The sequence below is a fragment of the Paenarthrobacter sp. 10L412 genome (assembly GCF_056395565.1).
On the sequence record NZ_JBFTJT010000001.1, the window covers coordinates 65,021 to 89,567 of the forward strand.

The following is a 24,547-nucleotide window of genomic DNA, read 5'->3' on the forward strand; positions in this document are numbered from 1 at the left end:
GGGACTGCGCGCCGTTGAACTCATCCGACAGCAATCAGGCAGGTACCAGCATGCTCGACCTCCATCGCCTCACCCTCCTCAGGGAAGTCAAGCTGCACGGCAGCATGAGTGCCGCCGCCCGCGAACTTTCCTACAGCCACTCCGCCATCTCGCAGCAGCTCGGCTTGTTGGAAAAGGAAACGGGCGTGGTCCTTCTCGAAAGGGTGGGGCGAAACGTCCGCCTCACCCCGGCAGGCGAGGAACTAGTGCACAACACGGAGGCAATATTGGCCGCGATGGAACGCGCTGAGGCTGATCTTGCGACCTCCCATGAACGGCCCCAAGGGGTTGTGACCATAGCGGCATTCAGCACCATCAGCCGGAGCGTGATGCCTTTTGCGTTGGCGGAGTTGGCCCGAAATTATCCCGGACTCGACGTCAGGTTGCGACGCGAGGATCCCGAGCAGGCAGTCGTCCAGTTGGTCTCGCGGCAGGTCGATGCCGTGGTCAGCGATGCGTTTCCTGGAACAACAGTGGCGCCGCCCGGAGGAGTGCACACCACCGTGATCGGCCAGGACCCCATCCGCGGCTACCTCCCCCATGGCCTGGAGTTCGCTGACTTTGACGATCTAAAGGAGCTACGTTGGGTAGCAGAGCCACTCCACACAGCCTCCTCACAATGGGCCATGCGGGTCTGCCGCGAGCTAGGCATCGAGCCGGTTATCGCCTATGTTTCTTCGGACCTACTTTTCCACCTCCGCATGGTTGAACAGGGTCTGGCCGCTGCCTTCCTGCCTGACATGGTGGTGCGTGAAGCCGGCAGCCTTATTACGCCTAGTTCCTGGCTGCCGGCAGATCAACAGCGCAGCATCCAGTTCCTGGTTCGGTCCGGCTCTGAGCGCAGCGCTTCCCTGATAGCCGTGCGGGAAGCAATAACCCAAGCGCTGCAGACTGTCCTCATGTAAGAAGCGCTTACAGATAAACGTCAAAAAGATTCGCTTTTGTTTACTCTTTTCCGTGGCTACATTTGCTTCAGGCATGCTCCACTCCGCCGCGTCCTTGCCAACGCCAGGGTCTGGGAGCCAACCGTCACTACCGAAAGAGAGAACCGATGAGCCTCATATCCGACGTCGCTACATCCCTGATTCCGGGAGACCCCGCGAGCCTCCAACACGCGGATGCCGTCATCCAATCCATCAGCCTTCCCACCTCCGGCATCGCAGTCCAGGACCCTGCGACAGGCGAAACCATAGCCCATGTCCCCGACGCCGATGTTCAGACCGCACTGGAAGCTGTTGCGACGGCGGACAAGGCTGGAACGGCCTGGTCCAAGAGCACCCTTCGCCAGCGCGCCAGCGTGCTGCACGCCTGGTACGACAAGCTCGTTGCCCACACTGAAGATCTCGCTCACCTGATTTCGCGCGAAATGGGGAAGCCCTTGGCAGAGGCACGCGGCGAGGTCAAATACGGCACCGACTTTGTTCGCTGGTACGCCGAGGAAGCGGTGCGTCCCGCAGGGAACTTCCGCGAAACGCCGGATGGTGGCGCGAGCCTGCTGACACGCCGCTCCCCCGTCGGCCTGGCGGTACTGATCACGCCATGGAATTTCCCACTGGCCATGGCTACCCGAAAAATCGCACCCGCCTTGGCGGCAGGATGCCCCGTAGTTATCAAGCCGGCAACCCTCACTCCCCTCACGACGTACTTTGCCGTACAACTCGCCGTCGAGGCAGGAGTGCCTGAAGAACTGATCCAGGTCATCACCACCTCAAAGTCCGGTGCTTTCAGCGAAGCCGTCCTCCTCGATCCCAGGGTCAGGAAGGTTTCTTTCACAGGATCGACGCCGGTGGGCCGGCAGCTCCTGAAGCTTGCGTCCCAGAACGTACTTCGCAGCTCAATGGAGCTTGGCGGCAACGCTCCGCTCATCGTCTTCAACGACGCCGATCTGCAGCGGGCAGTGGATGGAACGTTTGCCGCAAAACTGCGAAATGGCGGCCAGTCCTGCATTGGAGCCAACCGAATCTACGTCCAGGACGCAATAGCGGATGACTTTGTAGCAGCGCTCACCGAACGCTTCGCCCAGGTCGCCGTGGGAAGCGGCCTCGGACAGCAGACGGGACTCGGCGCGCTGATCGACGATCGTGCAGTCGCTCAAATGCAGGCCTACACCGAGAACGCCGTGGCCCTGGGCGCCACACTGCTCACCGGCGGCCACGGATACGATTCCGTAGGCAACTTTTTCGCCCCGACCGTCCTGGACCGCGTTACGGAAGATTCCGACGTCGCCCAGTCCGAGATTTTCGGCCCCATCGCCGCCATACAGCGCTTCAGCTCCGAGGCCGAAGTAATTGACCGCGCCAACGCCACAGAATTCGGCCTCGCCGGCTACGTCTTCACCGAGAACCTGGACCGTGCCCTTAATGTCGCCGACAGTCTCCAGACAGGAATCGTCGGCATCAACCAAGGCGTCCCCTCCAACGCAGCCGCCCCCTTCGGAGGTGTCAAGCAATCAGGTCTCGGACGTGAAGGAAGCGCTGAGGGGCTCGAAGAATACGAGAACATCCGCTTCTACAACGTGGCGCGACGCGCCACGGTTTAGCGCCAGCTCGTTTCCCATCCAAATACCATCCGTTGTTACCTCCCGCATCCGGCTTGGATCCGGCGTTACGGTGCTCAGCTCTGACGATCCTGTGCGGGTCTTCCAGCGGTTTGCCACCGTTGATGCACTCTCCAACGGTCGGGCCGATGTGATCCTGGGCAGAGGCTCCTTCACGGAGTCGTTCCCACTATTCGGCTATGCGGCAGCAGGGTAGTTCCCATGGTCCGCGAAATCCTTGCGGATAGTGGCAACCCGGCCGGTTCGTAGTTCGGTGTCTAATGCCGTCGTGGCTAGGCTAAGGGCCGGACATCTGCATTGGCTGCAGTTGTCCGGTCCAGGCCGACGGAACCCTTGGGCACCAACCGCCAAACGTTGGGGGGTCATTGGCAGTTATTTGAGATCCGCTGCATTTAGTAAAGACCACCAGGCAGTCTTGGTGCACGAGTAGTCGGTACTCGTCTTTCGTCCAAGGCCGTAGCCACGCTACCTGTTACGCTGCCGGAATGATCTCCTCATCACTGAGCAAACGAGTTCTTGCCGCTGTGCAGGCGGTGTCGTTGGCGAGTGCCGGCGTCACCGCTGCATTGTTTGTCACCACCGCGGCTGGTGGTGGCGCTGCGCCGGCAGCGGCGGCAGACACTCTCCCCTTCCACCATATTGATATGGATGGAATCGTCTCCCTGATTGGAATGCCGTATGTAGGGTCAGAGCTTCGAATGGGTGCTCCAGCGGAATTCTCAGGCTGCGATAAGACTGAGGCAGCCCCTGCTGGCTACACGATCGAATGGCTCAGTAATGGAACACCTCTTCCTCCCGAACGTCAGGTCGAACCGCTCAAAATTCTGCCTGAAGACCGCGGGAATCGCCTCTCCTTCAACGTCTACGCCACGACTCCGGAAAAGCCACAATGCGGTGACTCCCTACGGGGCGATGAAAACACCCTGCTGCACAGTAAGGAGACCGCGCCAATTGCAGCCTCCAACCGGGCCATGGGTTGGACCGGGCGGGGAAACTTCGAGCTGCTGGGTCGAACGGACGACGGCGACCTGGTCCTCTATCCACGCACTTATACCTATGGTCTGGGAGCCTGCGATGCGGGAACATGCCCAAGCTACGAGACAGCGCAATGGGATGAACCCAGGCTTGTTGGCATTGGATGGGACGTCTTCAACATCGTCTTCTCACCCGGCGATTTCGACGGCGACGGCAATAACGACATCCTCGCCCGAGACGCACGGGGAGACCTGTATCTGTACCCGGGCGATGGCCATGGGGGCTGGTTGAAAAGATCTGTCGTCGGCACGGGCTGGAACATTTTCGACGCCATCGTGGGCCCGGGCGATTTCGACGGAGACGCCATCAACGATGTGCTCGCCCGCGATGCCGAAGGTGACCTCCATCTGTACCCAGGCGATGGCGACGGCGGCTGGAAGCAACCACGCGTTGTGGGCACCGGGTGGCAGGTCTTTGACAAGATCATTGCCCCGGGAGATTTAAGCGGTGACGGTGATGTCGACATCCTCGGACGTGATTACACCGGCTATATGCACGAATACCGTTCCAATGGCCAAGGAGGCTGGGAAGGGGCCGGTACCTGGGGCCCTGGCTGGGAGGCGATGTCCGAGATCATCGGTGTCGGCAGCTACACCCACAACCTGGGCGAGGCAATCCATTGGGGGCACACGGTGACCCGAAACGACACCATTGCCATCAACCCGGACGGAGACCTGCTCAAGTACAGCGGGTTCGTTCCTACCGACGAAACCATTGGAACCGGTTGGGACATTTTCCGTTCCCTCATCTGACCCTGAGGCAGGTTCTGCGTGAGACCCGGAAGAACCGTCATGTTGGTCCAATCGAGTTGAACGCTTGACCAGCGGTCCGGTAAACGGACATGCTGACGACAATAGTGGCCAACGGTCATCAGAACAGCATCCAAGGGAAACTGCCGCATGCGCACGCATTTGACACACTGGGGAGCCTTCGAAGCCGAAAGTGACGGGAAAGCCCTGCTCTCTGTCAGACCTTGGTCCCAAGACCCCGACCCCAGTGACCTCTTGGACAACATGGCCTCTGCACAACACCACCCCACTCGTATCCTGCGCCCTGCCATTCGTGCTGGCTGGCTGGAACGTGGGCCCGGAAGCGGGTCTGGCCGGGGAAATGAACCCTTTGTTGAAGTTTCCTGGGATCGTGCAATTGAGTTGGCCAGTGCAGAACTGGGGCGTGTCTACTCCGAAAAAGGCCCTTCCGCTGTGTACGGATGTTCATATGGCTGGGCCAGCGCCGGCAGATTTCATCACGCCCAAAGTCAGATCCACCGATTCTTGAACTCGTTGGGAGGCTATGTTTCCGGCGTAACGGACTACAGCTACGGTGCCTCGGGTGTGCTTCTGCCGCACATCATCGCTGCCTCGCCCTATCAGGTCATGGCTGGGGCAACCTCTTGGGAAGTGGTGAGTGAGAACACAGAACTCTTCATTGCTTTCGGGGGAATTTCCGAGAAGAACAGCGCAATTGCTCCTGGAGGAGTCGGGCGCCATGTCGCAAGGGCCGCAATCCGGAAAGCAGTAGCTCGCGGGTGCCGCTTCATTGACGTGACGCCGATAGGCGACGACACCTACAAGGAAGCCGGTGCAGAGTGGATCGCGCCGCTGCCTGGAAGCGACGCCGCCCTAATGCTGGCCCTTGCGTATGTGCTGGACGATGAAAAACTCGCCGACGAGAAGTTCCTCGCCCGGTACTGTGTCGGTCTTAATGAATTCCTGCCGTACCTTCGTGGGGATGTCGACGGTGTTCCAAAAAATCCAAGCTGGGCTGAAAAGCTGACGCGGATTCCGGCGATTCGAATTACCGAACTTGCACGTGACATGGCTGAATCACGGACCATGATCAATTTGAGCTGGTCCATGCAGCGGCAACAGCACGGTGAGCAGCCAATATGGCTTGGGGTGACCCTCGCCGCGATGCTAGGACAGATCGGGTTGCCTGGTGGAGGATTCCAGCACGGTTACGGGTCCTCCGCAGATGTAGGACTACCCAGGCGTGTCGCCGGTGCCCCTTCATTTCCCCAAGGCCGGAATCCCGAGACTTCGTATATTCCTGTGGCCCGGATAGCCGACATGTTGCTCAAGCCGGGAAGCCAGATAGATTTCAACGGCAAGCGAATCACCCTGCCAGAGATCGAGTTGATTTACTGGGCCGGCGGTAACCCATTCCATCACCATCAGGACTTGGCAAGATTCCGGAAGGCATGGGCCCAACCAGCTACTGTCATCGTGAATGAACAGTTCTGGACCAGCACAGCACGCCATGCCGACATCGTGCTCCCGGCAACCATGTCGATAGAGCGAAACGACTACGGAGCGGGCCGAAGTGACCCCACGTTTTTCCCGATGCATGCACTGACTGAACCTGCCGGCAGTGCCCGCGATGATTATGATATTTTCGCCGCAATTGCAGCCAAGCTTGGAACAGCTGACGCGTTCACGGAGAAACGTGACACGATGGGTTGGCTCCGCCACCTGTACGGACAATGGAATAGCGAGCTTGGCGAACGAGGCGTCAACGTGGTTGATTTCGACACATTCTGGGACTCAGAAAAGATCGAGATCCCCCTTATTGAACCTAGCCAAATTTTGCTCTCGGACTACCGTCAGGATCCCGGGAAGTACCCGCTCGGAACACCGAGTGGAAAGATCGAAATATTCTCCTCGACAATTGCCGGTTTTGGCTATGCCGATTGCCCGGGCCACCCCGTGTGGATCGAACCTGACGAATGGCTTGGCTCCTCAGGCGACTATCCACTGCACCTCATTGCCAACCAGCCGAAGACAAAACTCCACAGTCAACTCGATGTAGGGGCCACAAGCCAGAAATCCAAGATCCAGGGGCGAGAACCCCTACGAATGAACCCGGATGACGCGGCAGCCCGCGGCCTTGAAAACGGACAGGTTGTTCTCGTGCGGAATGACCGGGGAAGTTGTCTAGCCGGTTTGGCTATCAGTCCTTCTCTACGGCGCGGCGTTGTACAGCTTTCAGCCGGAGCTTGGTATGATCCGGCACCGAATGAAACATCCTTTTGCAGGCACGGGAATCCAAATGTCCTCACAGCCGACAGGCCGTCCTCAAGCCTGTCACAGGCCACGACCGCGCAGCACGCGCTCGTCGAGGTGGAAGCCTGGTCAGCTGAACTCCCTGACCTCACGGTGACAATTCCCCCCGTTTTGATCCCGGAGCGTTAGCATCTTCAGTGGTTTTGTCCACGGTCAGGGGCCATATAGGCCACTGACCGTGGACAAAACGGTTCCCGAAGTAGGACCCGAACGGCGATTCGAGCCCTGAACGCTGGACTCGTAAAAGGTGGAGAATCCTATCGCCGCGACCGGAAGAAGCTAGGCATCGATCACCATGTCGGTCCGCGCTGTGGAGCAGCAGGGCAGGAACTTGCCTGCATCGATTTCCCTAGCCCGGATCCCGCCCTGGTGGTTCATTTCCACCTCACCGGAAAGCTTGACGACCTTGCACGATCCGCACATGCCTTCCTTGCAGTTCGCCCCGATCCTGACGCCCGCACGCTGGGCGGCCCCCAGAATGTGTTCGGTGGGGTCGATGCGCACATTGATTCCGGTGCGCATGAAGGACAGCGTGAGGCTTCCCGTTCCGACTGTGTCGAAGCTTGAAGCATCCGGGGACGCGGCCTGCGGCGCCGTGTCCGAACCGCCGTCGAGGGCTTCCGCACTGGGCGCATCCGGATCGATGGTTTCCAGCGGCAGTCCCCCGGCCTTCAGGGTTCCCTCGGCGTCGTAGCCTGGCTCGTAGAGCCCGAACGCTGTGGGCTGGCTTTCGTAGTAGTCCTCCGCGGAATCGGCGATTTCCTCCGCGATTTCCTCGGCAATGTCCGCCGCTAGCGCGAGCTCCGCCTGGTACTCAAGGATCGTCTGGCGGTCTCCCGAAAAGAATTCCATGTAGATGGAGGTGTCGTCGACGCCGACCTTCCCCAGGAGCTCCGTTGCGGTGTTCAGGTAACCCTCTGGACCACAGGCATAGACCTGGCGGCCGTTGGCGTCGGGGGCCACTTCGTCCAGCATGGAGGCCGTCAGCCTTCCGGTGAGTCCTTCCCAGCCCTCGGGTTTGCTGCGGTCGCCAAGGGAGTAGAAGACCTTGATCCGCGAGTCCACGGAGGCGATGTAGGCCAACTCCTTGTGGAAAGCAAAGCCTCCAGCCTCCGCGCCGTGATAGAGCACGATGACGTCCGCGTGCCCGGGCAGGGAGTGGATGGTCCGCACCATGGACATGATGGGGGTGATCCCTGCGCCGGCAGCCAACAAGAGGTAGCGTGCCCGGCGGTCGGCATCGGGCAGGTGAAATGCCCCAACCGGGCCGAGCATGTCCAGGACGGTGCCGGCTTTGATGTTCTCGTGCACCCAAGGAGAGACAAGGCCAGTTGCGTCGCGTTTGACTGTGATGTTAAAGGTCCACGGCTGAGTGGGCGAACTGGACAGTGAGTAGCTGCGGTCCACCGGATCCTGGTCCTCGCCGTTCACGGGAAAGGCGACGTTCACGTACTGCCCCGCACGGAACGCCAGTGGCGCACCGTCACAGCGGCGGAACACGAAGGTCATCATGCCGCCCACCTCGGGAACCACCTCAACACATTCGGCCATGAACTCCTGCGGATGCCAAGGGCCCAACGCGCGGGCAGCGCTGGCGGGACCCTCGGTGCTTCCCATCACCCTGTTCCAGGGCATCTCAAGACCGCGAATGCGCTGCGGTTCCTGGACTGCCGTCTCAGTGAGGAGTTCAATCATGCCAGGTGCTCCTGGACACGCTGCACGTACCAGTTAATGAATGCCTCCACCTGGTATTCGCTCTTCATGTACGGGCCGGGCTCGTAGGCAGGGCTGCCGGCGCCCGTCTGGCACAGCTCCACGAACGCCTTGTCCTGCAGATTGGTCTGCTTCCAGGTGTAGGTGAGCTTCTCCAGGTCGTAGTCGACACCTTCCACGGCGTCATCGGCTACCAGCCACGTGGTGCGGACCAGGGACTGGTGCTCGTTGATGGGGAAGACCCCGAACGTGATGACGTGGTCGCTCTGGAAGTGGAACCAGCTGTTGGGCTGAAGGTGCATCGAGCAGCGGCCAAGCCGGAAGTCCGGCAAATCGCCGAGCAGCTTCTTGGAGAGCCTGTGCCCATCGGGCGAGAACGATTCGCCGTCGCCGTCCAACGATTCCCGGGAGATACGGATTCCAGCAATTCGGGTGTCGAGCTCTTCCACCACCTCGTAGGGAAGGCCATAGCGGCGGCAACGCTCCTCGAGCGATGCCTGTGCTTCCTTGTTGCGGTCCCACACCTCTTCAAGGTGGGCCGGGATCAGGCCCTCCGTCAGGCCCCAGGTAGGGAAGAGGGAACAAGCGAGTTCCGGGTGGCCGTCGCAGTGGTAGCACTCACGGTTGTTCTCCATGACGAGCTTCCAGTTGCCCTCTTCAACGATGTTCTGCTGGTAAGCGACTTTCGTCTTGGACAGATCGTGGGGTGCGAGGTAGGGCTCGAAGATCTTGGAGGTCTCGTCAAAGTCGGTGGGCGGTTCGTCCGCAATGCAGACGAAGATCAGTCCGGCAACCACGCGGCTGTGGGCGCGCTTGAGGCCGAAGCAGCCCTTGTCGAACTTCGTCTCCCCCGGCGCCGAGGCATGGATCAGGTTGCCCTCCGGGGAGTATGTCCAGGAGTGGTAGCCGCAGACCAGGTTGCCTGTTGACCCGGCGGGCTCGGTCAAGACGCGGGCGCCGCGGTGGCGGCACACGTTGTGCAGGACGTTCACGCCGCCGTCGTCATTGCGCAGCACGATCAGGGAGTAGGGACCATAGTCGACGGTGACGTAGTCGCCCGGCTCCGGAAGTTCCGCGATGCTGGCGGCAAAGATCCAGTGCTGGCCAAAAATGGCTTCCATGTCGATCTTGAAGATCGTGGCATCGGTGTAGAAAGGCGCATCGAGGGAATATCCCTTGCGCCGGAACTCGAACAACTCGCTGATCTCTGCCAGCTGCTCTGCAGGCAAAGATGAAGCGAGTTTTCCGCGTGAATTGAGGGGCAAGACTGGAGCAGACATTTGTTTCCTCCCGGGAGGCCTGGGTTAGCGTGCGATTCATGGCGACCAAGGGTGCTTGGGTGCAACCGATGTTGTATTCAAAATCCTTGTAGTCATGAGATTAGGGACGAATGAGCTGCAACAAAAGCGCAACATTTAGAAGATAACCATGCACAATAGGTGCATGATCGATGCGAGACTCATCACACTTCGAGTGTTTGCCCGTTGCGGCACCATTGGCGCCACCGCGGAGCTCACAGGCTATTCTCCCTCCGCCGTCTCCGCGCAGTTGCGCGAGCTCCAGCGCGTGCTTGGAATGCAGCTGCTGACGAAGGATGGCCGGGGGGTGCGACTGACCGCCACTGGCCGCTTTCTCGTGGCGGGTTCGGACACCCTCATTACCGACTGGGAGAGTCTGCGTGCAGCCGCCATGGAGGCTGGCGACCAGGTGCAGTCCCATTTCGGCCTCGGCGGATTCTCGACGGCGGCCGCCCAGTTGCTCGCGCCGCTCGCCGCGACTCTTCGCTCAACCCGTCCCCAGCTGGAAGTGCAGGTACTCGAGGCCAACCCGGCCCGCTGCTTCGACTTGTTGGTTGCCGAGCGAATCGACCTCGCGGTCATTGTTGCCATGCAGTCCGACACTTACGCTGAGGACGACCCACGCTTCGAACAGACCGTCCTGCTCGATGACCCTCTGGACGTGATCATTCCCTCTGACCATCCGTTGGCTTCGCGTGAAACAGTGACTCTCCAAGAGCTGGCGTCAGAACCCTGGATCACCGAGGCCGCCGGCTCCACCTACCATTCCCTCTTCACCGCGGCGTTCACCGCGGCCGGGGTAACACCACGAATTGCCCATGAGGCCGTTGAGTGGGAAACCCAAATCGCTTTCGTGGGCGCAGGGCTGGGCGTGGGCCTGCTGCCGCGACTGGCCCCGCTGCGTAGTGCAGAAAACGTAGTTCGCCTCCGTATCACCGGCAGGGGTAAGCCCTCGCGCCGCATTGTCGCCGCGGTGCGGCGTGGCAGCATCACATCGCCTCTGATCCAGGAGTCGCTCGGCATCCTGCAGCAAAGCGCCAATCGGATTCTCACTGCCCGGCCCGAAGACGATCTCTGAAATCCTGGTCTCCTGCAGAACTATGACGGACGTCGTCACTGAGGTCCTGCATGTGCAGAGCCTCCTTGTCTCGCCGCGCTACCTAGGTAGTGACTAGTAACACGCGTTAGTTGCAAATGTGATTTAGGTTACCCGCGTTACTTGTGTTTTGGCAAGCCCATTCTGACAACGATGTCTCAATCCTCGGAATGCAATGAATCGTCCTGCGCATGGCCGAAAAAACCGTTGACTTGTCCGCTGGACTTGTCGTAGCTTCTGAGAGCACTGACAACGTTGTCTATGTGGGGATGGGCACGCCGCGATGAAGGGCGACCGAAAAGAATGATGGAAAAACTCAAGATCAACAGGATGCGGATGGCAACATCTGCGTTAACGTTGGCGGGGCTGACGCTTACGGGCGTCATGGCCGGTGTGACACCGGCATCCGCGGAACCAGAGGTGGGAAGTGAGCAATTTCGACCTGCTTACCACTACACACCCGCGAAGAATTGGATGAACGATCCCAACGGGATGATTTTCCATAAGGGCGTCTACCACCTCTTCTACCAGCACAACCCTTCCGGCAACACGTGGGGAAACATGTCCTGGGGACATGCGACGTCGAAGGACCTGGTTCACTGGCAGGAGCAGCCCCTCGCCCTCTCAACCGATGCACAGGAAGATGTGTTCTCCGGCAGCATTGTGGTTGACAAGGACAACACAACCGGCTTCGGGACGAAGGAAAACCCCCCGCTGGTGGCCATCTACACCAGCGCCTACAAGGAGCCCTCCCCGCACCGGGGCCTGCAGGCCCAGTCCCTGGCGTACAGCCTGGATGACGGCCAAACCTGGACCAAGTACTCCGGCAATCCTGTGCTGAACCGCAATTCAGCAAACTTCCGCGACCCGAAGGTCTTCTGGTACGACAACCCGTCCGGCGGCGGATATTGGGTCATGACCGCAGTCGAATCGCAAGATCACAAGGTTCTCCTCTACAAATCGGGCAATCTCAAGGACTGGACTGCCTTGAGCGAGTTCGGACCCGCCAACGCCAGCGGCGGCCAGTGGGAATGCCCTGATTTGTTCCCGCTCGCGGTGGATGGGGATACGAACAACATCAAGTGGGTCATGGTCGTCAACATCAACCCCGGCGGTGTCGCCGGAGGCTCGGCTGGACAATACTTCGTGGGCAACTTCGACGGCACCACGTTCACCTCCGAAACCACGAAACCAGCCACAGCGGCACCGGCCGGTACTGTCCTGGCCGGCTTCAACGACGGCACCTACAACGGCTGGACCGTCAACAACGAACCCGGCAACTGGAAGAACGGCCCTTTCGGCGACGCTCCCGCCGCCGGCTCCCTGCCCGGTCAAAATCCGGTGACCCAATTTGGCGGCACAGGACTGATCAACTCATTCAACGACGGCGACTGGCCGCTGGGTTCCATGCAGTCACCAACTTTTACCGTGACGGACGACTACCTGAATTTCCTCATTGGCGGCGGCAAGCACCCTCGTGTCTCCGACAAGCTGGACAACACCCCGCCCCCAGGAGAACTTAAGTTTGACGGCTTCGAGGTACCGGATGGCACAACGCTGGCCGATGCCGGATGGACCGGCACAGGAGACCTGACCCCCAACTTCCAGCCGGCCACCAGCGGTGGGGACTTTTACCTTGGCGCCAAACGAATCAACACGTTCGAAACCGGCACCGTACCCGGTGATGACCGTCAGGGTACCCTGACATCCCCTGAGTTCCCCATCACGAAAAACTTCATGAGCATGCTCGTTGGGGGCGGCCACCGCTCGGCGGACTCCGGTCAGACCCTGGCCGTCCAGCTGCTCATCAACGGCAACGTCGTCCGCTCCCTTGCGGGCGATAACGCCGGACTGCTGAACTGGAAAGGCTGGGACGTTTCGGAGTTCGCGGGCCAGAATGCACAGCTGCGGGTGGTTGACCAAGCTACCGGCGGGTGGGGTCACCTGACCCTTGACCACGTCATGCTCACCGACACCGCCGCCGTCCCGAGGTCCGATGAAGAAACAGTGAACTTGGTAGTCAACGGACAGGTGGTCCGTACGGCCACAGGCAACGACAGTGAAACCCTGGATTGGGCCTCATGGGATGTCAAGGAATTCGTTGGCCAGCAGGCACAAATCAAGGTTGTCGATAACAACAGGTTCGGCTGGGGGCATATACTCGCGGACGAGTTCACCGCAAGCTCCACAGCAGCGACGTCCCGCCTGGAGTCGTATGACTGGCTGGACTATGGACGCGACTACTACGCGGCTGTCTCCTTCGCGAACATGCCCGAGAACAAGCGGGTCATGTTGGGCTGGATGAATAACTGGGACTATGCCAACGACATCCCTACCAACCCGTGGCGCAGCGCCATGTCACTGCCCCGCGAGGTGCAGCTGACCCAGACATCTGACGGACCACGCCTCACCCAGAGCGCCGTCAAGCAAGTGGACGACCTCGCGCAAAAGCCGAGCTACGCCGATAAGAAGGGCCGCGCTGTCGCGGCCGGAACAACGTCGCTGCCGGCGACGACTTCGGGCCAGGTCCAGCGCGTGGACATCACCTTCGCCCCCGGCACGGCGAAGAAGTCCGGCATCACCGTACTGGGCGACGGCAACTCCTCCACCATCATCGGCTACGACGCCATGACCGGAAAGATCTTCGTTGACCGAACAAAGTCCGGAAACACCGCTTTCCACTCGGCATTCTCTTCCGTGGATGACGCCCCTGTCACCCTGGACAATAAGGGCAATGTCACCCTGCGGATCTACGTGGACCGCTCATCAGTAGAGGTGTTCACCAGTAACGGCCTGCAGACCATCACCGACCAAGTGTTCCCGAACGCCGGAGCCGACAAGATGTCACTCTTCGCAGAAGGCGGCACCGCCCAGCTGAAGTCGCTGACCGTGACGCCGATGGAACAGTCGATGTTCCTTCCCGGAAAGAAGTAACACCTGCGGGTCCCCTGGCTGCCAACAGCGCAGTCCGGGGACCCACAACAGCTCTCGCAGAAATTGCTGACGGCGACCCTGCTTCGCCTCGAACGCAACGGCATCATCGAACGCGAGCTCCTCAGCTCACGCCCCGTGGCGATCGAGTACCGCTTCACACCATTAGGCAACACACTTCGCCACCCCATCGACGTGCTCCTGGAATGAGCCGCAGCACACATGCCTCACATCGAACAGGCACGCGAGACCTTCGACGTCCAGGACCTGGCCAAAGACACCTAGCCGTGGAGCGCAGCCGCAGCCGCTACCGTGCAGGAGACGGGTGCACCATCCAGCGGTTTTGCTGCCGTCGCCGAAGGGCCACTGGTCGCTACGTCATTGCCGTAATACGACGCGATGGTTTCGTCACAAAACAGCTTCCCTCAAGGTGACCTTTCCCTTGGGTAAGCATCCAACCCGCCAAACATTTTGACCGCGCAGGCCTCGCTCATGGTGGCTGGACGTTCGGGTTGAAACCTTGCTCGCTGGCAGCCTTAGTTCAAACAGCCAACAGTCTCGCCCGCACCGGGTACCCCAGGGCCTTTCTGAGGCCCAGACTCATCGAAGCTGTTGGCCATCGTTTTTATTTATTTCCAAACCTTGACAGGTTGAGTGAGATACATCACTGTTGCGTATTACGGGTGATGTTGATGCATACACAACCAGCCACATGCAGATCAAGCCCGTTCGCAGCAAGAAGATTCACAGTGCCGTAGCGACATCGCGCAAGGATTTGCCCACGGGCGTCTGGAGCATGACGTTGAGAGCGCTGCCTCCACCGACGTAACCCAGCCTTCCCCAAGCCGAGTGGGTTGATTTCGGCGAAAGAACAAGCATTAAAACGTCCACTCGAAGCCCGGTCATTGGTTCGAGCCGCCATAAGCAGGAGTACAGCAATGAACAGCCCCGACATCTCAGTACGGAACCTCTGGAAGGTTTTTGGCGCCGCTGGTGAAAAGGTCCCTGGCGATCCTCAGCTTTCGTCCCTTAGCTCTGCTGAACTGTTGGCAGCCTCGGGCTGCGTGGCGGCCGTCCGCAACCTGAGTTTCGACGTCGCCAAGGGTGAGGTCTTTGTAGTCATGGGCCTTTCGGGGTCCGGCAAATCAACCCTTGTCCGCTGCCTCACCCGGCTTATCGAACCTACTTCAGGGCAGGTAATGGTGGATGGCAAGGATGTCCTGCAGGCAGGGGTTGGGGAGCTGCGGGAACTGCGCCGGCGGAAAATGTCCATGGTGTTCCAGCACTTCGGACTCCTGCCCCACCGCACGGTTTTGGACAACGTATCCTACGGGCTGCAGATCCGCGGGGCGGCTAAGAACGAACGCTACGGCCGGGCTCGGGAAATTATTGAACTGGTCGGCCTGAAGGGGTACGAACAACACTATCCGGACCAACTTTCCGGCGGGATGCAGCAGCGCGTTGGCCTTGGCCGGGCTTTGGCGGGCGATCCGGACACCATCCTGTTCGACGAGCCCTTCTCTGCACTGGATCCCCTCATCAGGCGTGACATGCAGGCCGAGGTCATCCGTCTCCACAAGGAAATGGGTAAGACCATGGTGTTCGTCACCCATGACCTTTCCGAGGCACTCAAGCTCGGTGACCGGATCCTGATCATGCGCAATGGCGAGATGGTCCAGTGTGGCACCGGGGATGAGTTGGTGGGATCGCCGGCAGATAAGTACATTCAGGATTTTGTGTCCGAAGTTCCCCGCGCGGACGTTCTGACCTTGAAGTGGATTATGCGTCCCCTGGCGGATGGAACGCCCCTGGATGCACCGGTCCTCAGTTCCGGGGTGATCATCCGGGACGCCATAACAGCGGTGATGCATTCCTCCTGCCCTGTCCTCGTGGAGGATGAAGCAGGCAGGATCATCGGGCAGATCGACCGTGACAGTATCCTCTCTGTGCTGCAGCCAGCGGAAGCAGCGGCCTGATGACTACGCTTGTCAGGGATCAGGAAAAGGTCCAGCCAACAACGACCCCTGTTAGGGAACCGCGCCGCCGCCCCAGTCGCCGCACCATTCTGCTGGTGGCCGCGGGCGTCATCTGGATCCTGGGCTTTCTGATCCTGCACGGGACGTCGACCCTGACTTTGCCTGCCTCCGAGCTGACTGATCTGCATCGCTCGCTGAACCAGTTCAACGCCTGGGTCGCTGCCAACCGCGCGGACAACCCGGTCTTCCTGTATGTCTTCACGCCCCTGCGGGCAGTGGTGGACAACGTCGCCAACCTCTTCATCACGCTCTTTGCGGCAAGTTCCACGGGTCTGCGACTGCCGGAAATTGGCTGGTTTGGAACCGTAGGACTGCTTGGCTGGATTGCGTTCGCTGTCGGGAACGCCCGCGTGGCCCTCCTGACGGTAGCCGTCTTTACCTTCTTCGGCTTCCAAGGTCTGTTCGTCGAGGCCACCTACACGTTCGCCTTGGTCCTGACCGCGGTGCTGCTGACTCTCCTGGTCGGTATCCCGCTTGGTATCCTCGCCGGCGTCTCTACCCGCGTCGCCACAGTGATCACGCCGGTACTGGACTTCATGCAGACGTTGCCAACGTTCGTTTACCTGGCCCCCCTGGCGCTCATCTTCCTCATTGGCCCGGCCTCAGCCGTCATTGCTACCGTCATCTACGCAGCGCCTCCGGTCATCCGCCTCACCGCTCACGGTATCCGGAGCATCCCCGAGAACACCCGGGAAGCCTCGGACTCGCTGGGTACAACCGGCCTGCAGCGGCTGTTTACCCTGCAGCTTCCCATGGCCAGGCGGACGGTCGTCATGGGAATCAACCAAAGCACGATGGCGGCCCTGTCCATGGTCACTATTGCGGCACTTATCGCCGCTCCGGGGCTTGGCCAGGTTGTTGTCCGGGCATTGCAATCGCTCGACGTCGGCACTGCAGTAAATGCCGGCCTCTCCATCGTCCTGCTCGCCATCGTGCTGGACCGGGTAACCACTGCAGCCAGCCGCCGCGCGGAACCGGGCGCTGCCCGAAAGGGCCGCATCTCCCGCAGGAACCGATACATAATCCTGGGCGTCACGCTGGGCCTGGCCCTGGTCATGGTCCAGTTGTCCAGAAGCTCATTGTGGGCCGCGGCTTTCCCGAAAGACTTCAACATCGGCCCGGCGATCGTCCAGGCCGTAACCTCGGCAAGCCAGTGGATGCAGAGCAACCTGTCCCTGTTCACAGTGTCCCTGCGTGAATCGGTCACCACTGGAATCCTTAACCCGTTCCAGTCCCTGCTCACGGACACGCCTTTCTACATCCTCGTGGGCGTCATTGCCCTGGCGGCTTACGCATTGGGCGGCTGGAAGCTCGCCGCCGTTACCACCGCCTGCCTTGGTGTCATCATCTACCTCGGCCTCTGGAGCGATTCCATGGTCACCCTGGCAGGAACGCTGGTGGCCACCATGCTGGTCATGGTCCTTGGCGTGGTCTTCGGCGTGGCGATGGGCCGCTCCCAAAGGGTGGACCAAGTCCTGCGGCCAATACTCGACGCCGGCCAGACGATGCCAGCGTTCGTCTACCTTGTTCCGTTCCTGGGACTGTTCGGCGCGACACGCTTCACGGCGATCATCGCAGGCATCATCTATGCAGCTCCTGTCGCCATCAAGATCACCGCCGACGGCATCGCAGCGATCTCCCCCACTGTCCTTGAAGCTGCCGTTTCCAGCGGGTCAACGCCATGGCAGGTCATTACCAAGGTCCAGTTGCCGATGGCCAGGAAATCCCTGGCACTCGCCGCCAACCAAGGACTGATCTACGTCCTTGCAATGGTGGTCGTGGGTGCCCTGGTCGGTGCAGGCGGACTCGGGTACGACGTCGTCGCCGGCTTTGTCCAAAGTTCGCTGTTCGGCAAGGGCCTGGCCGCAGGCCTTGCCATTGTGTTCCTCGGCATCCTGCTCGACAGGATGACCCAGGCTGCAGCGGCAGCCCCGATACGGAAATTTGCCTCGGCCAAGATCCCCTCAACCTAGTCCCTCCAACGATCAACCCAGCCCCCCCATACTCCCACCCCCAACAAGGAGACCCAACAAATGAAAAAAGTCCCACCGCTGTTGAAGCGAACTATCCCCCTGATGGCAGGAGTCGCCGCCGCTGCCTTGCTGCTGACAGGCTGCGGGGGTGCTTCCGTGAATCAGGTGGCCGCCGCCCCCGCAGGTGCCGGGGATGCGCCTTGCGGAGCTGTTAGTGTCGCGATGAACGCCTGGGTCGGCTATACAGCCAATGCCGCCGTGTACAGCTACGTCGCTAAAAACCAGCTTGGTTGCTCTGTGGTCCAGAAGGACCTGAACGAACAGATTTCCTGGCAGGGATTCGCCTCCGGCGAAGTGGACGTCATCATGGAAAACTGGGGTCATGCTGACCTCACCAAGCAGTACATTACGGATCAGAAGGTGGCTGTAGATGCCGGTCCCACCGGCAACGAAGGACACATCGGCTGGTACGTACCACCATGGATGGCAGAGAAGTACCCGGACATCACGGACGGGAAGAACCTGAACAAGTACGCCTCGATGTTCACCACCTCCGAGTCCGGCGGGAAGGGCCAGGTCCTGGACGGCGACCCCGCTTTCGTCACGAACGACGAAGCCTTGGTGAAGAATCTGAACTTGGATTACAAGGTGGTGTTCTCTGGCTCGGAGGCTGCCCTTATCCAGTCTTTCCGGACGGCGGAGCAAAACAAGACGCCGTTGCTGGGCTACTTCTATGAGCCACAGTGGTTCCTGTCCCAGGTTCCACTCAAGAAGGTCTCCCTTCCGGCCTGGACCGAGGGCTGCGATGCTGACGCTGAAAAGGTCGCCTGCGACTACCCGACCTATACCCTCAACAAGGTCATTTCCAAGAAGTTCGCGGACAGCGGATCACCGGCAGCCAAACTGGCCAAGGGCTTCAAATGGACCAACGAAGACCAGAATTCAGTCGCGACGGATATCCAGGGCGGCATGACGCCCGAAGCCGCAGCCAAAAAGTGGGTGGACGCGAACCAGCAAACGGTGACGTCCTGGCTTAAATAACAGAACATCAGACCACTCACACGTCATCCACCCAGGGACTGTCCCGGGGTGGATGACGTGCATTACGCACAGCAATTTCCGCCTTTACCCAACTCCACCAAGGAACCGAGCGACGGCGGCACCCGGGCAAGTACCGCCGTCGCACTTTTCTTCAGTGGTCGGCCGCTGTACTGCCCAAGGAGGTTGGTTAGCCGGCTCCGGACAACCGGAACAGAACCACTTTCGGCTCAGCTCCGGACGCCGGCCATTGAACACGACTAACCCACAAGGCATTGTTGGAACCGAGAAGAACACAGCTCCGGAACCAACCACAGGAAGATGTGAGGTCTGAGATGAATAATTCCCCAACCCTGGACGACGGAACCTCTGAAGGTCATGACTCGTCGTTGTCCTTTAACGAGTGCTGGAATCTGTTGGCTGCAGCGACAATAGGCCGCCTTGGCCTGGTAGTGGATGACCACCCCGAAATCTTCCCGGTGAATTACGTTCTCTTTGACCGTCACATCGTTTTCCGCAGCAGCCCCGGACGGAAACTGTGGGGAGCAATGGCGTCTAGACCAGGGGTTTTGGAAATCGATGGCTACGATGCTGCGACAACGGAAGCCTGGAGTGTCGTGGCCCGCGGTGAAACACTTCTCATGACAGATCCCGACGAGACTGCGAAGGTGGATGCCCTGGGACTTGAACCATGGCAACCCGGACCTAAGGACAACTACATCCGACTGGTACCGCGGGCTCTGACAGGCCGACGGTTCAAGGTTAACCCGCCCGACTTATGGACAACCAAGACAAATGATGCCCGACGTGCCTCGTTCGAATAGAGCCGCACTGGGCAGGCCTGCTTAGCCGGGGGAAAGGCTCCTGATCATTGATCTGACGACGGTGCTGCAGGGGCATCGGCTTGCTCCGGGGCGCGGGCGGCCTTTGCCCGGGCGACATGACTGCGGGCGTGCTCGACGGCCGGGGCCAGGTCGTCGAACAGGTGCTTGTGGTGGCGCAGAGACTCCAGCACTCCCACCCGCGTGACCAAGGCAAGGTGCCGGGCCTGGATTCCCTTGATCAACACTGTGATTCCGCGCCGCTCCAGGGCATTGACGATGTCGGTGATGACCCTCGCCCCGGTAGCATCCAGGACTTGGAGCTGGGACATGCGGATGATGACTGCGTCAACGTTGCGGATAGCGCTGACGCGTTCCAGAACGCGTTCCGCGGCGCCGAAGAACAACGCCCCATCCAGTCGAAACACGGCAATGTGTTCATCCCCGTCTTGGACAGGACCGGGAATTTCCTCACGGTGCACCCCGCTGGACTTGACCATCGTGCGCAGGGCAAAGAAGGAGGCGACGGCGATGCCGATGGCCACGGCCTGAATCAGGTCAAAGGACACGGTGATCAGGGCCGTGACAATGAAAACGACCGTGTCCGCCCGGGTTGACCCGATCACGCTGCGCAGGGTGGCCAGGGAAACCATCCGGGTGGCGGTGATCATCAGAACACCGGCCAAAGCAGCGAGCGGAATCCGCGAGACCGGACCCGTTGCAAGGTAGACAACGGCCAGCAGGACTACGGCATGGATGATGGCGGACAGCCGGGTGCGGCCGCCGGAGCGGATGTTCACTGCTGTGCGGGCGATGGCACCGGTGGCAGGCATACCGCCGAAAAACCCCGAGCAGATAGAGGCCAGGCCTTGGCCCAGGAGCTCGCGGTCCGCGTCATAGGGACCGGTGTCAGAGATCGAGGCGGCGACCCGCGCAGAAAGCAGTGATTCGATCGCAGCCAGCGCTGCGATCGTTGCGGCCGGGGCTGCCAGCGCTGCCACAGTGCCCCAGTCAAGGGCGGGGACGACTGGGGGCGGCAGTGCGTCAGGAAGTGCGCCGATCCTCGCCACCGGAAGGTCCAGAACCTGGGCAGTGACGCTGGCCGCGATAATGGCGAGGAGGGAACCGGGAATCTGCGGATGGATCCGGGGTGCGGCAACCATGATCACGGCGACGAGTACCACCAGGACCACGGGAGCCCACAAGGCGGCTGGCGACGTCGTCGCCAGTCCCTGGACAGCCGAGACGGCCGCGTTGCTGCTTGGTCCAGCGTGCACTCCGAACGCAGCGGGAACCTGCTGGAGGAAGATGATCAGTGCGATGCCCAGGGTGAATCCCTCGATCACCGGCCAGGGCAGCAGGGTCACGACGCGGCCGAGTTTTAGGACACCAGCGACGATGACCATGGCGCCGGCGAGGACTGACACAGCGGCCAACGCGCCGATGCCGTGAGCTGCGATGACAGGGCCGAGGACAACAACCATGGCGCCGGTCGGCCCGGAAACCTGGATGTTGGACCCACCAAAGACAGCCGCCACAATCCCGGCGATCACCGCGGTAATCAAGCCACTGGCCGGGCCGGCCCCGGAGCTGACACCAAAAGCAAGCGCCAAAGGCAAGGCAACGATGCCAACGGTAACTCCTGCTACCAGATCCCCTTTCCAGGAGCGGGGCAGTTCCGCATAGTCCCGCCAAGACGGCAGGAGCGCGCGGGCCATGCGCAAGACAGTCATCGTTGTGCGCCTGAAGGGGCTGCAGCAGAAACGTTTGCCGTTGAATGTTCAAGCTGCTCGCGGGTGTTGTTCAGCATGTCATGCAGCAGTTGCCGGGCCACCGCCAGCAGTTCTGCAACCTGCGGGTAGGCCAAGGAATAGAACATTTGCAGCGCCCGGCGTTCAGCGGTGACAAGGTGGTAGCGGCGCAGGACGGACAGGTGTTGGGATAGGTGGGATGCTTCCAGACCCGTCGCGGCCAGCATGTCAGTCACCGATACTTCTGGGGCCGCGCTCAGCAGCTCCAAGACCCTGATCCTGACTGGATGCGCCAAGCCCTTGAAGAGGTTGGCCTTCACCTCATACAGAGGCGCCCGGAAATCTGAAAGTTCATCCATGCTTGCCTCTCGCCCCATGATGGGAGTCTTTGGACTGATTGATGATTCCATCATTCAGTGTAACAGCGCTGAGCAAACTGCCTGCGCCCCAGCCAAATCGCCCCTTGCACTCCCCATGCTTTGTGATACGTTTTAAGGGTAATTCGTATCAAGTATCGTACCCTCGTCGGCACTATCTGCCCCCGCTTCACCCGCTGACGCCATGCCTCATTCCAGGCACACTGCAAAACATTCACGTTGACCACGACAGGACACAGCGGAGGCGTACGCCAGCGCTGATAGTTCGAGTTCTCAAAGGAGAGACTCATGAAGCACATCTATGAGCCGAACGTTGCGATATCGATGCGGGACGGAGTGACCCTCGTTGCTGACATCTGGCGCCCACTCGAGGGAACGGCGCCGACGCTGCTCCTGCGGCTTCCGTACAGCAAACGGATGCCATTCATTTACGGCGGGCCGGGAACGAGTGTTCCCAGCCTGATGGCACTCGTGAACGCAGGATATGCAGTCGTCCTTCAAGACGCGCGCGGAACCTATGGTTCTGAGGGTGGGTTCGAGCCTAAGATCAACGAAATCGCTGATGGTCAGGACACAGCAGCGTGGATCACCCGGCAGGGATGGTCAGACGGCACCATCGGTATGTATGGGGCATCCTACTCGGGAATGACCCAGTGGGCCCTGGCCATCAAGGAAACGCCGGGCCTGAAAGCCATTGCCCCCACCATGGCAGCAACGGATTGGTACTCAGAGCTCTGGTACTCAAGGGGTGGCGCCCTATCCTTGAGCCTTGACACCTTGTGGAATGCCATGATGTATGCCAGCGAAGAACAACGGGACCTGGCGAGTGGCAAGACGACTGACCCCGCCGCCCTGATGAAGCTCGGCGGCTCACTGCTGAACCCGCTTTCGCTCAACGATGCCACGCCCGTTGCTGATCTGCCGGTGATTGGGAAGGGGCGCTGGTTCGACGATTGGTTAGCCCACCCCGACTTCGACGGCTACTGGGCCGCCCAGGACTGGTCGCCCCTGGTCAGTTCGGTGGAGGTTCCTGTCTTGGCCACCGGCGGCTGGTACGACCTCAAGATCAACGGAACAGTCTCCGACTTCGTTAGGGTCCGCACACAGGGCGCATCCGAGACAGCGCGCGAGGACTCCCGCCTGATAATCGGACCATGGGAACACGTCAGCACCACCGGGCAGTTCGCAGACAGGCACTTCGGGATCCTTGGCGCTGGCGACGTCACCGAGTCGCATATCGCCTTCTTCAACCAGACACTCCGTGGTCTCGCACCCGAGTCCCCCGCGCCCAGGGTGCGGATCTTCGTCATGGGCATCGACCAATGGCGGGATGAGCAGGATTGGCCGCTCCCCGACACGTCCTACACGAATTACCACCTGCATAGTGGCGGGTCGGCCAACACCCGCCACGGCGATGGCACCCTCCAGCCCGCCGCATCCTCGATGGCGGGCCACGACGAATTCCAGTACGATCCACGTGATCCACTGCCCACCGCCGGTGGCGCCCTTCTTCCGAGTGTGCCGGGATTGGTAGGACCAGTTGACCAGAAGGTTGTGGATGGCCGATCCGACGTCCTTTGCTACACCGGACCCGTCCTCGAGGAGCCCATTGAAGTGACCGGGCACGTGGAGCTCAAGGTGTTCGTCTCTTCAAGCGCCGTGGACACGGATATCACCGCCAAACTCGTTGACGTCTTTCCCAACGGACGCGCAATCAACCTCTGCGACGGCATCCTGCGTCTGCGCTACCGGAACGACCTGTCGAACCCCGCGCCCCTGACCCCCGGTGAGGTGTACGAGGTGACCGTACCGATGGCGGTGACCTCCAACGTCTTCCTGCCCGGTCACCGCATCCGGCTCGATATTTCCAGCAGCAACTTCCCCCGCTACGACCGGAATACGAACACCGGAGGCTTTATCGCCCAGGAGTCTATCGACCAGGCGGTCGTAGCCACCAACCGGGTCATGCACGGACCCCAACACCCGAGTCGGCTCGTCTTGCCCGTCATCAAGCGCTAGGAACCGCCCGAGCCCGGCCGCCGTCGAACATTCAACGTTCGACGGCGGCCGCTGGACGTCGGGAGGGCACAGCGTCACGCCCCGAGGCCAAAGAAGAACTGAAATGTACGGGACATGATACGTTCGTACTCGTAAGTTCGGACAAGGAGGGCTCGTCCCATGATGCCTCAAGGTGCCACCTCGGCCACTGGCCGTACCCGACGATCCCGCAAGAGCGACGACGGGTCCAGACGCCAGGAATTGTTAGTGGAGCTTGAAGCTCTCTTCTTGTCAGAGGGTTTTAGCGGCTTGACGATCGAGGAGCTCTGCAGCCGGCTTCGATGCTCCAAAACTACGCTCTACTCCGTGGCCAGCAGTCGAGAGCAGATCATCCAAAAAGTTACAAGGCACTTTTTTGAACGGTCTACCAAAGCCATAGAGGCCGGAATTGCTGATGTCGAGGATCCCGCGGAGCGGATAATTCGCTATCTCGCGGGAGTCGGTTCTGCCATGAGTCGTAATTCGCGCGCCTTTTACATCGACATGATTTCCTACGAACCGACAGCGGCGATCTACCGGTTGAATTCGCGTGCTGCTGCCCGAAAAGTTCAAGGCATGATCGAAGATGGTGTGGCCTCGGGAGCGTTCCGGGCGGCAGATGCGGCCCTGGCTGGCCAAGCCATTTCTTTGCTGATTGACGGCGTGCAGTCCGGCGAACTTCTGGAGGCGACTGGGCTGACTGCAGGCGAGGCCTTCACGGAAATCGGCGAGCTCGTCATCCACGGGCTCACAGTCAAGCCCAAGTGAGCGAGGCGGGAAAGG

Annotated in this window: 17 protein-coding genes and 1 pseudogene; 14 read left to right on the forward strand and 4 right to left on the reverse strand. The window is 60.5% G+C overall.

Annotated features, from left to right (window positions below):
- Window positions 1–50 precede the first annotated feature (50 nt).
- The 5 genes and pseudogenes from AC1DD7_RS00330 to AC1DD7_RS00350 all read left to right on the forward strand — a co-directional run bounded on the left by AC1DD7_RS00330 (window position 51) and on the right by AC1DD7_RS00350 (window position 6,822).
- Window positions 51–944 carry a LysR family transcriptional regulator gene (locus tag AC1DD7_RS00330; RefSeq protein ID WP_477513301.1) on the forward strand — a complete coding sequence of 298 codons (894 nt, stop codon included), beginning with the start codon at window positions 51–53 and terminating at the stop codon, window positions 942–944.
- 146 nt (window positions 945–1,090) lie between these two features.
- A complete protein-coding gene (locus tag AC1DD7_RS00335; RefSeq protein WP_477513302.1) occupies window positions 1,091–2,578 on the forward strand; it encodes an NAD-dependent succinate-semialdehyde dehydrogenase in 1,488 nt (495 codons plus the stop codon).
- Between the two features lie 34 nt (window positions 2,579–2,612).
- Window positions 2,613–2,777 (forward strand): annotated as a pseudogene (locus AC1DD7_RS00340) (LLM class flavin-dependent oxidoreductase); the annotation flags it as partial.
- A 304-nt stretch (window positions 2,778–3,081) separates the two neighbouring features.
- Window positions 3,082–4,383, forward strand: coding sequence for an FG-GAP repeat domain-containing protein (locus AC1DD7_RS00345; protein ID WP_477513303.1), 1,302 nt, complete (start codon window positions 3,082–3,084; stop codon window positions 4,381–4,383).
- Between the two features lie 147 nt (window positions 4,384–4,530).
- Window positions 4,531–6,822, forward strand: coding sequence for a molybdopterin-dependent oxidoreductase (locus tag AC1DD7_RS00350; protein WP_477513304.1), 2,292 nt, complete (start codon window positions 4,531–4,533; stop codon window positions 6,820–6,822).
- Window positions 6,823–6,972: 150 nt separating this feature from the next.
- Here the strand turns inward: AC1DD7_RS00350 and AC1DD7_RS00355 are convergent, their stop codons facing one another.
- Both AC1DD7_RS00355 and AC1DD7_RS00360 read right to left on the reverse strand, forming a co-directional pair.
- A complete protein-coding gene (locus AC1DD7_RS00355; RefSeq protein ID WP_477513305.1) occupies window positions 6,973–8,388 on the reverse strand; it encodes a ferredoxin reductase in 1,416 nt (471 codons plus the stop codon).
- On the reverse strand, window positions 8,385–9,686 hold the full coding sequence (locus tag AC1DD7_RS00360) for an aromatic ring-hydroxylating oxygenase subunit alpha (protein ID WP_442015597.1): 1,302 nt from the start codon (window positions 9,684–9,686) through the stop codon (window positions 8,385–8,387). Before AC1DD7_RS00360 ends, AC1DD7_RS00355 begins: the two co-directional genes overlap by 4 nt.
- A 163-nt stretch (window positions 9,687–9,849) precedes the next feature.
- Between AC1DD7_RS00360 and AC1DD7_RS00365 the strand changes: the two genes are divergently transcribed.
- The 7 genes from AC1DD7_RS00365 to AC1DD7_RS00395 all read left to right on the forward strand — a co-directional run bounded on the left by AC1DD7_RS00365 (window position 9,850) and on the right by AC1DD7_RS00395 (window position 19,602).
- Window positions 9,850–10,782: a LysR family transcriptional regulator gene (locus AC1DD7_RS00365; protein ID WP_477513306.1), complete on the forward strand. Its 933-nt coding sequence runs from the start codon at window positions 9,850–9,852 to the stop codon at window positions 10,780–10,782.
- 321 nt (window positions 10,783–11,103) lie between these two features.
- Window positions 11,104–13,734, forward strand: a complete 2,631-nt coding sequence (locus AC1DD7_RS00370) for a GH32 C-terminal domain-containing protein (RefSeq protein WP_477513307.1) — start codon at window positions 11,104–11,106, stop codon at window positions 13,732–13,734.
- 18 nt (window positions 13,735–13,752) lie between these two features.
- Entirely contained in the window at window positions 13,753–13,941 is a 189-nt protein-coding gene (locus tag AC1DD7_RS00375; protein WP_477513546.1) for a winged helix-turn-helix transcriptional regulator, read from the forward strand.
- Between the two features lie 728 nt (window positions 13,942–14,669).
- Window positions 14,670–15,707: a quaternary amine ABC transporter ATP-binding protein gene (locus tag AC1DD7_RS00380; RefSeq protein WP_477513308.1), complete on the forward strand. Its 1,038-nt coding sequence runs from the start codon at window positions 14,670–14,672 to the stop codon at window positions 15,705–15,707.
- Window positions 15,707–17,740, forward strand: a complete 2,034-nt coding sequence (locus tag AC1DD7_RS00385; protein ID WP_477513309.1) for an ABC transporter permease — start codon at window positions 15,707–15,709, stop codon at window positions 17,738–17,740. The genes AC1DD7_RS00380 and AC1DD7_RS00385 overlap by 1 nt, the downstream gene beginning before the upstream one ends.
- 60 nt (window positions 17,741–17,800) lie before the next feature.
- Window positions 17,801–18,781 carry an ABC transporter substrate-binding protein gene (locus tag AC1DD7_RS00390; protein ID WP_431115079.1) on the forward strand — a complete coding sequence of 327 codons (981 nt, stop codon included), beginning with the start codon at window positions 17,801–17,803 and terminating at the stop codon, window positions 18,779–18,781.
- 332 nt (window positions 18,782–19,113) lie between these two features.
- Entirely contained in the window at window positions 19,114–19,602 is a 489-nt protein-coding gene (locus AC1DD7_RS00395) for a pyridoxamine 5'-phosphate oxidase family protein (protein ID WP_477513310.1), read from the forward strand.
- Between the two features lie 44 nt (window positions 19,603–19,646).
- Here AC1DD7_RS00395 and AC1DD7_RS00400 read toward each other — a convergent pair whose 3' ends face one another.
- Together AC1DD7_RS00400 and AC1DD7_RS00405 are read right to left on the reverse strand one after the other, a co-directional pair.
- Complete coding sequence (locus tag AC1DD7_RS00400; RefSeq protein ID WP_477513311.1) at window positions 19,647–21,332, reverse strand: SulP family inorganic anion transporter; 1,686 nt, start codon at window positions 21,330–21,332, stop codon at window positions 19,647–19,649.
- Window positions 21,329–21,727, reverse strand: a complete 399-nt coding sequence (locus AC1DD7_RS00405) for an ArsR/SmtB family transcription factor (protein ID WP_477513312.1) — start codon at window positions 21,725–21,727, stop codon at window positions 21,329–21,331. The genes AC1DD7_RS00400 and AC1DD7_RS00405 overlap by 4 nt, the downstream gene beginning before the upstream one ends.
- A gap of 288 nt (window positions 21,728–22,015) precedes the next feature.
- Here AC1DD7_RS00405 and AC1DD7_RS00410 point away from each other — a divergent pair, with 288 nt between their 5' ends.
- Entirely contained in the window at window positions 22,016–23,746 is a 1,731-nt protein-coding gene (locus AC1DD7_RS00410) for a CocE/NonD family hydrolase (protein ID WP_477513313.1), read from the forward strand.
- A 159-nt stretch (window positions 23,747–23,905) separates the two neighbouring features.
- Window positions 23,906–24,532: a TetR/AcrR family transcriptional regulator gene (locus AC1DD7_RS00415; RefSeq protein WP_477513314.1), complete on the forward strand. Its 627-nt coding sequence runs from the start codon at window positions 23,906–23,908 to the stop codon at window positions 24,530–24,532.
- Window positions 24,533–24,547 lie beyond the last annotated feature (15 nt).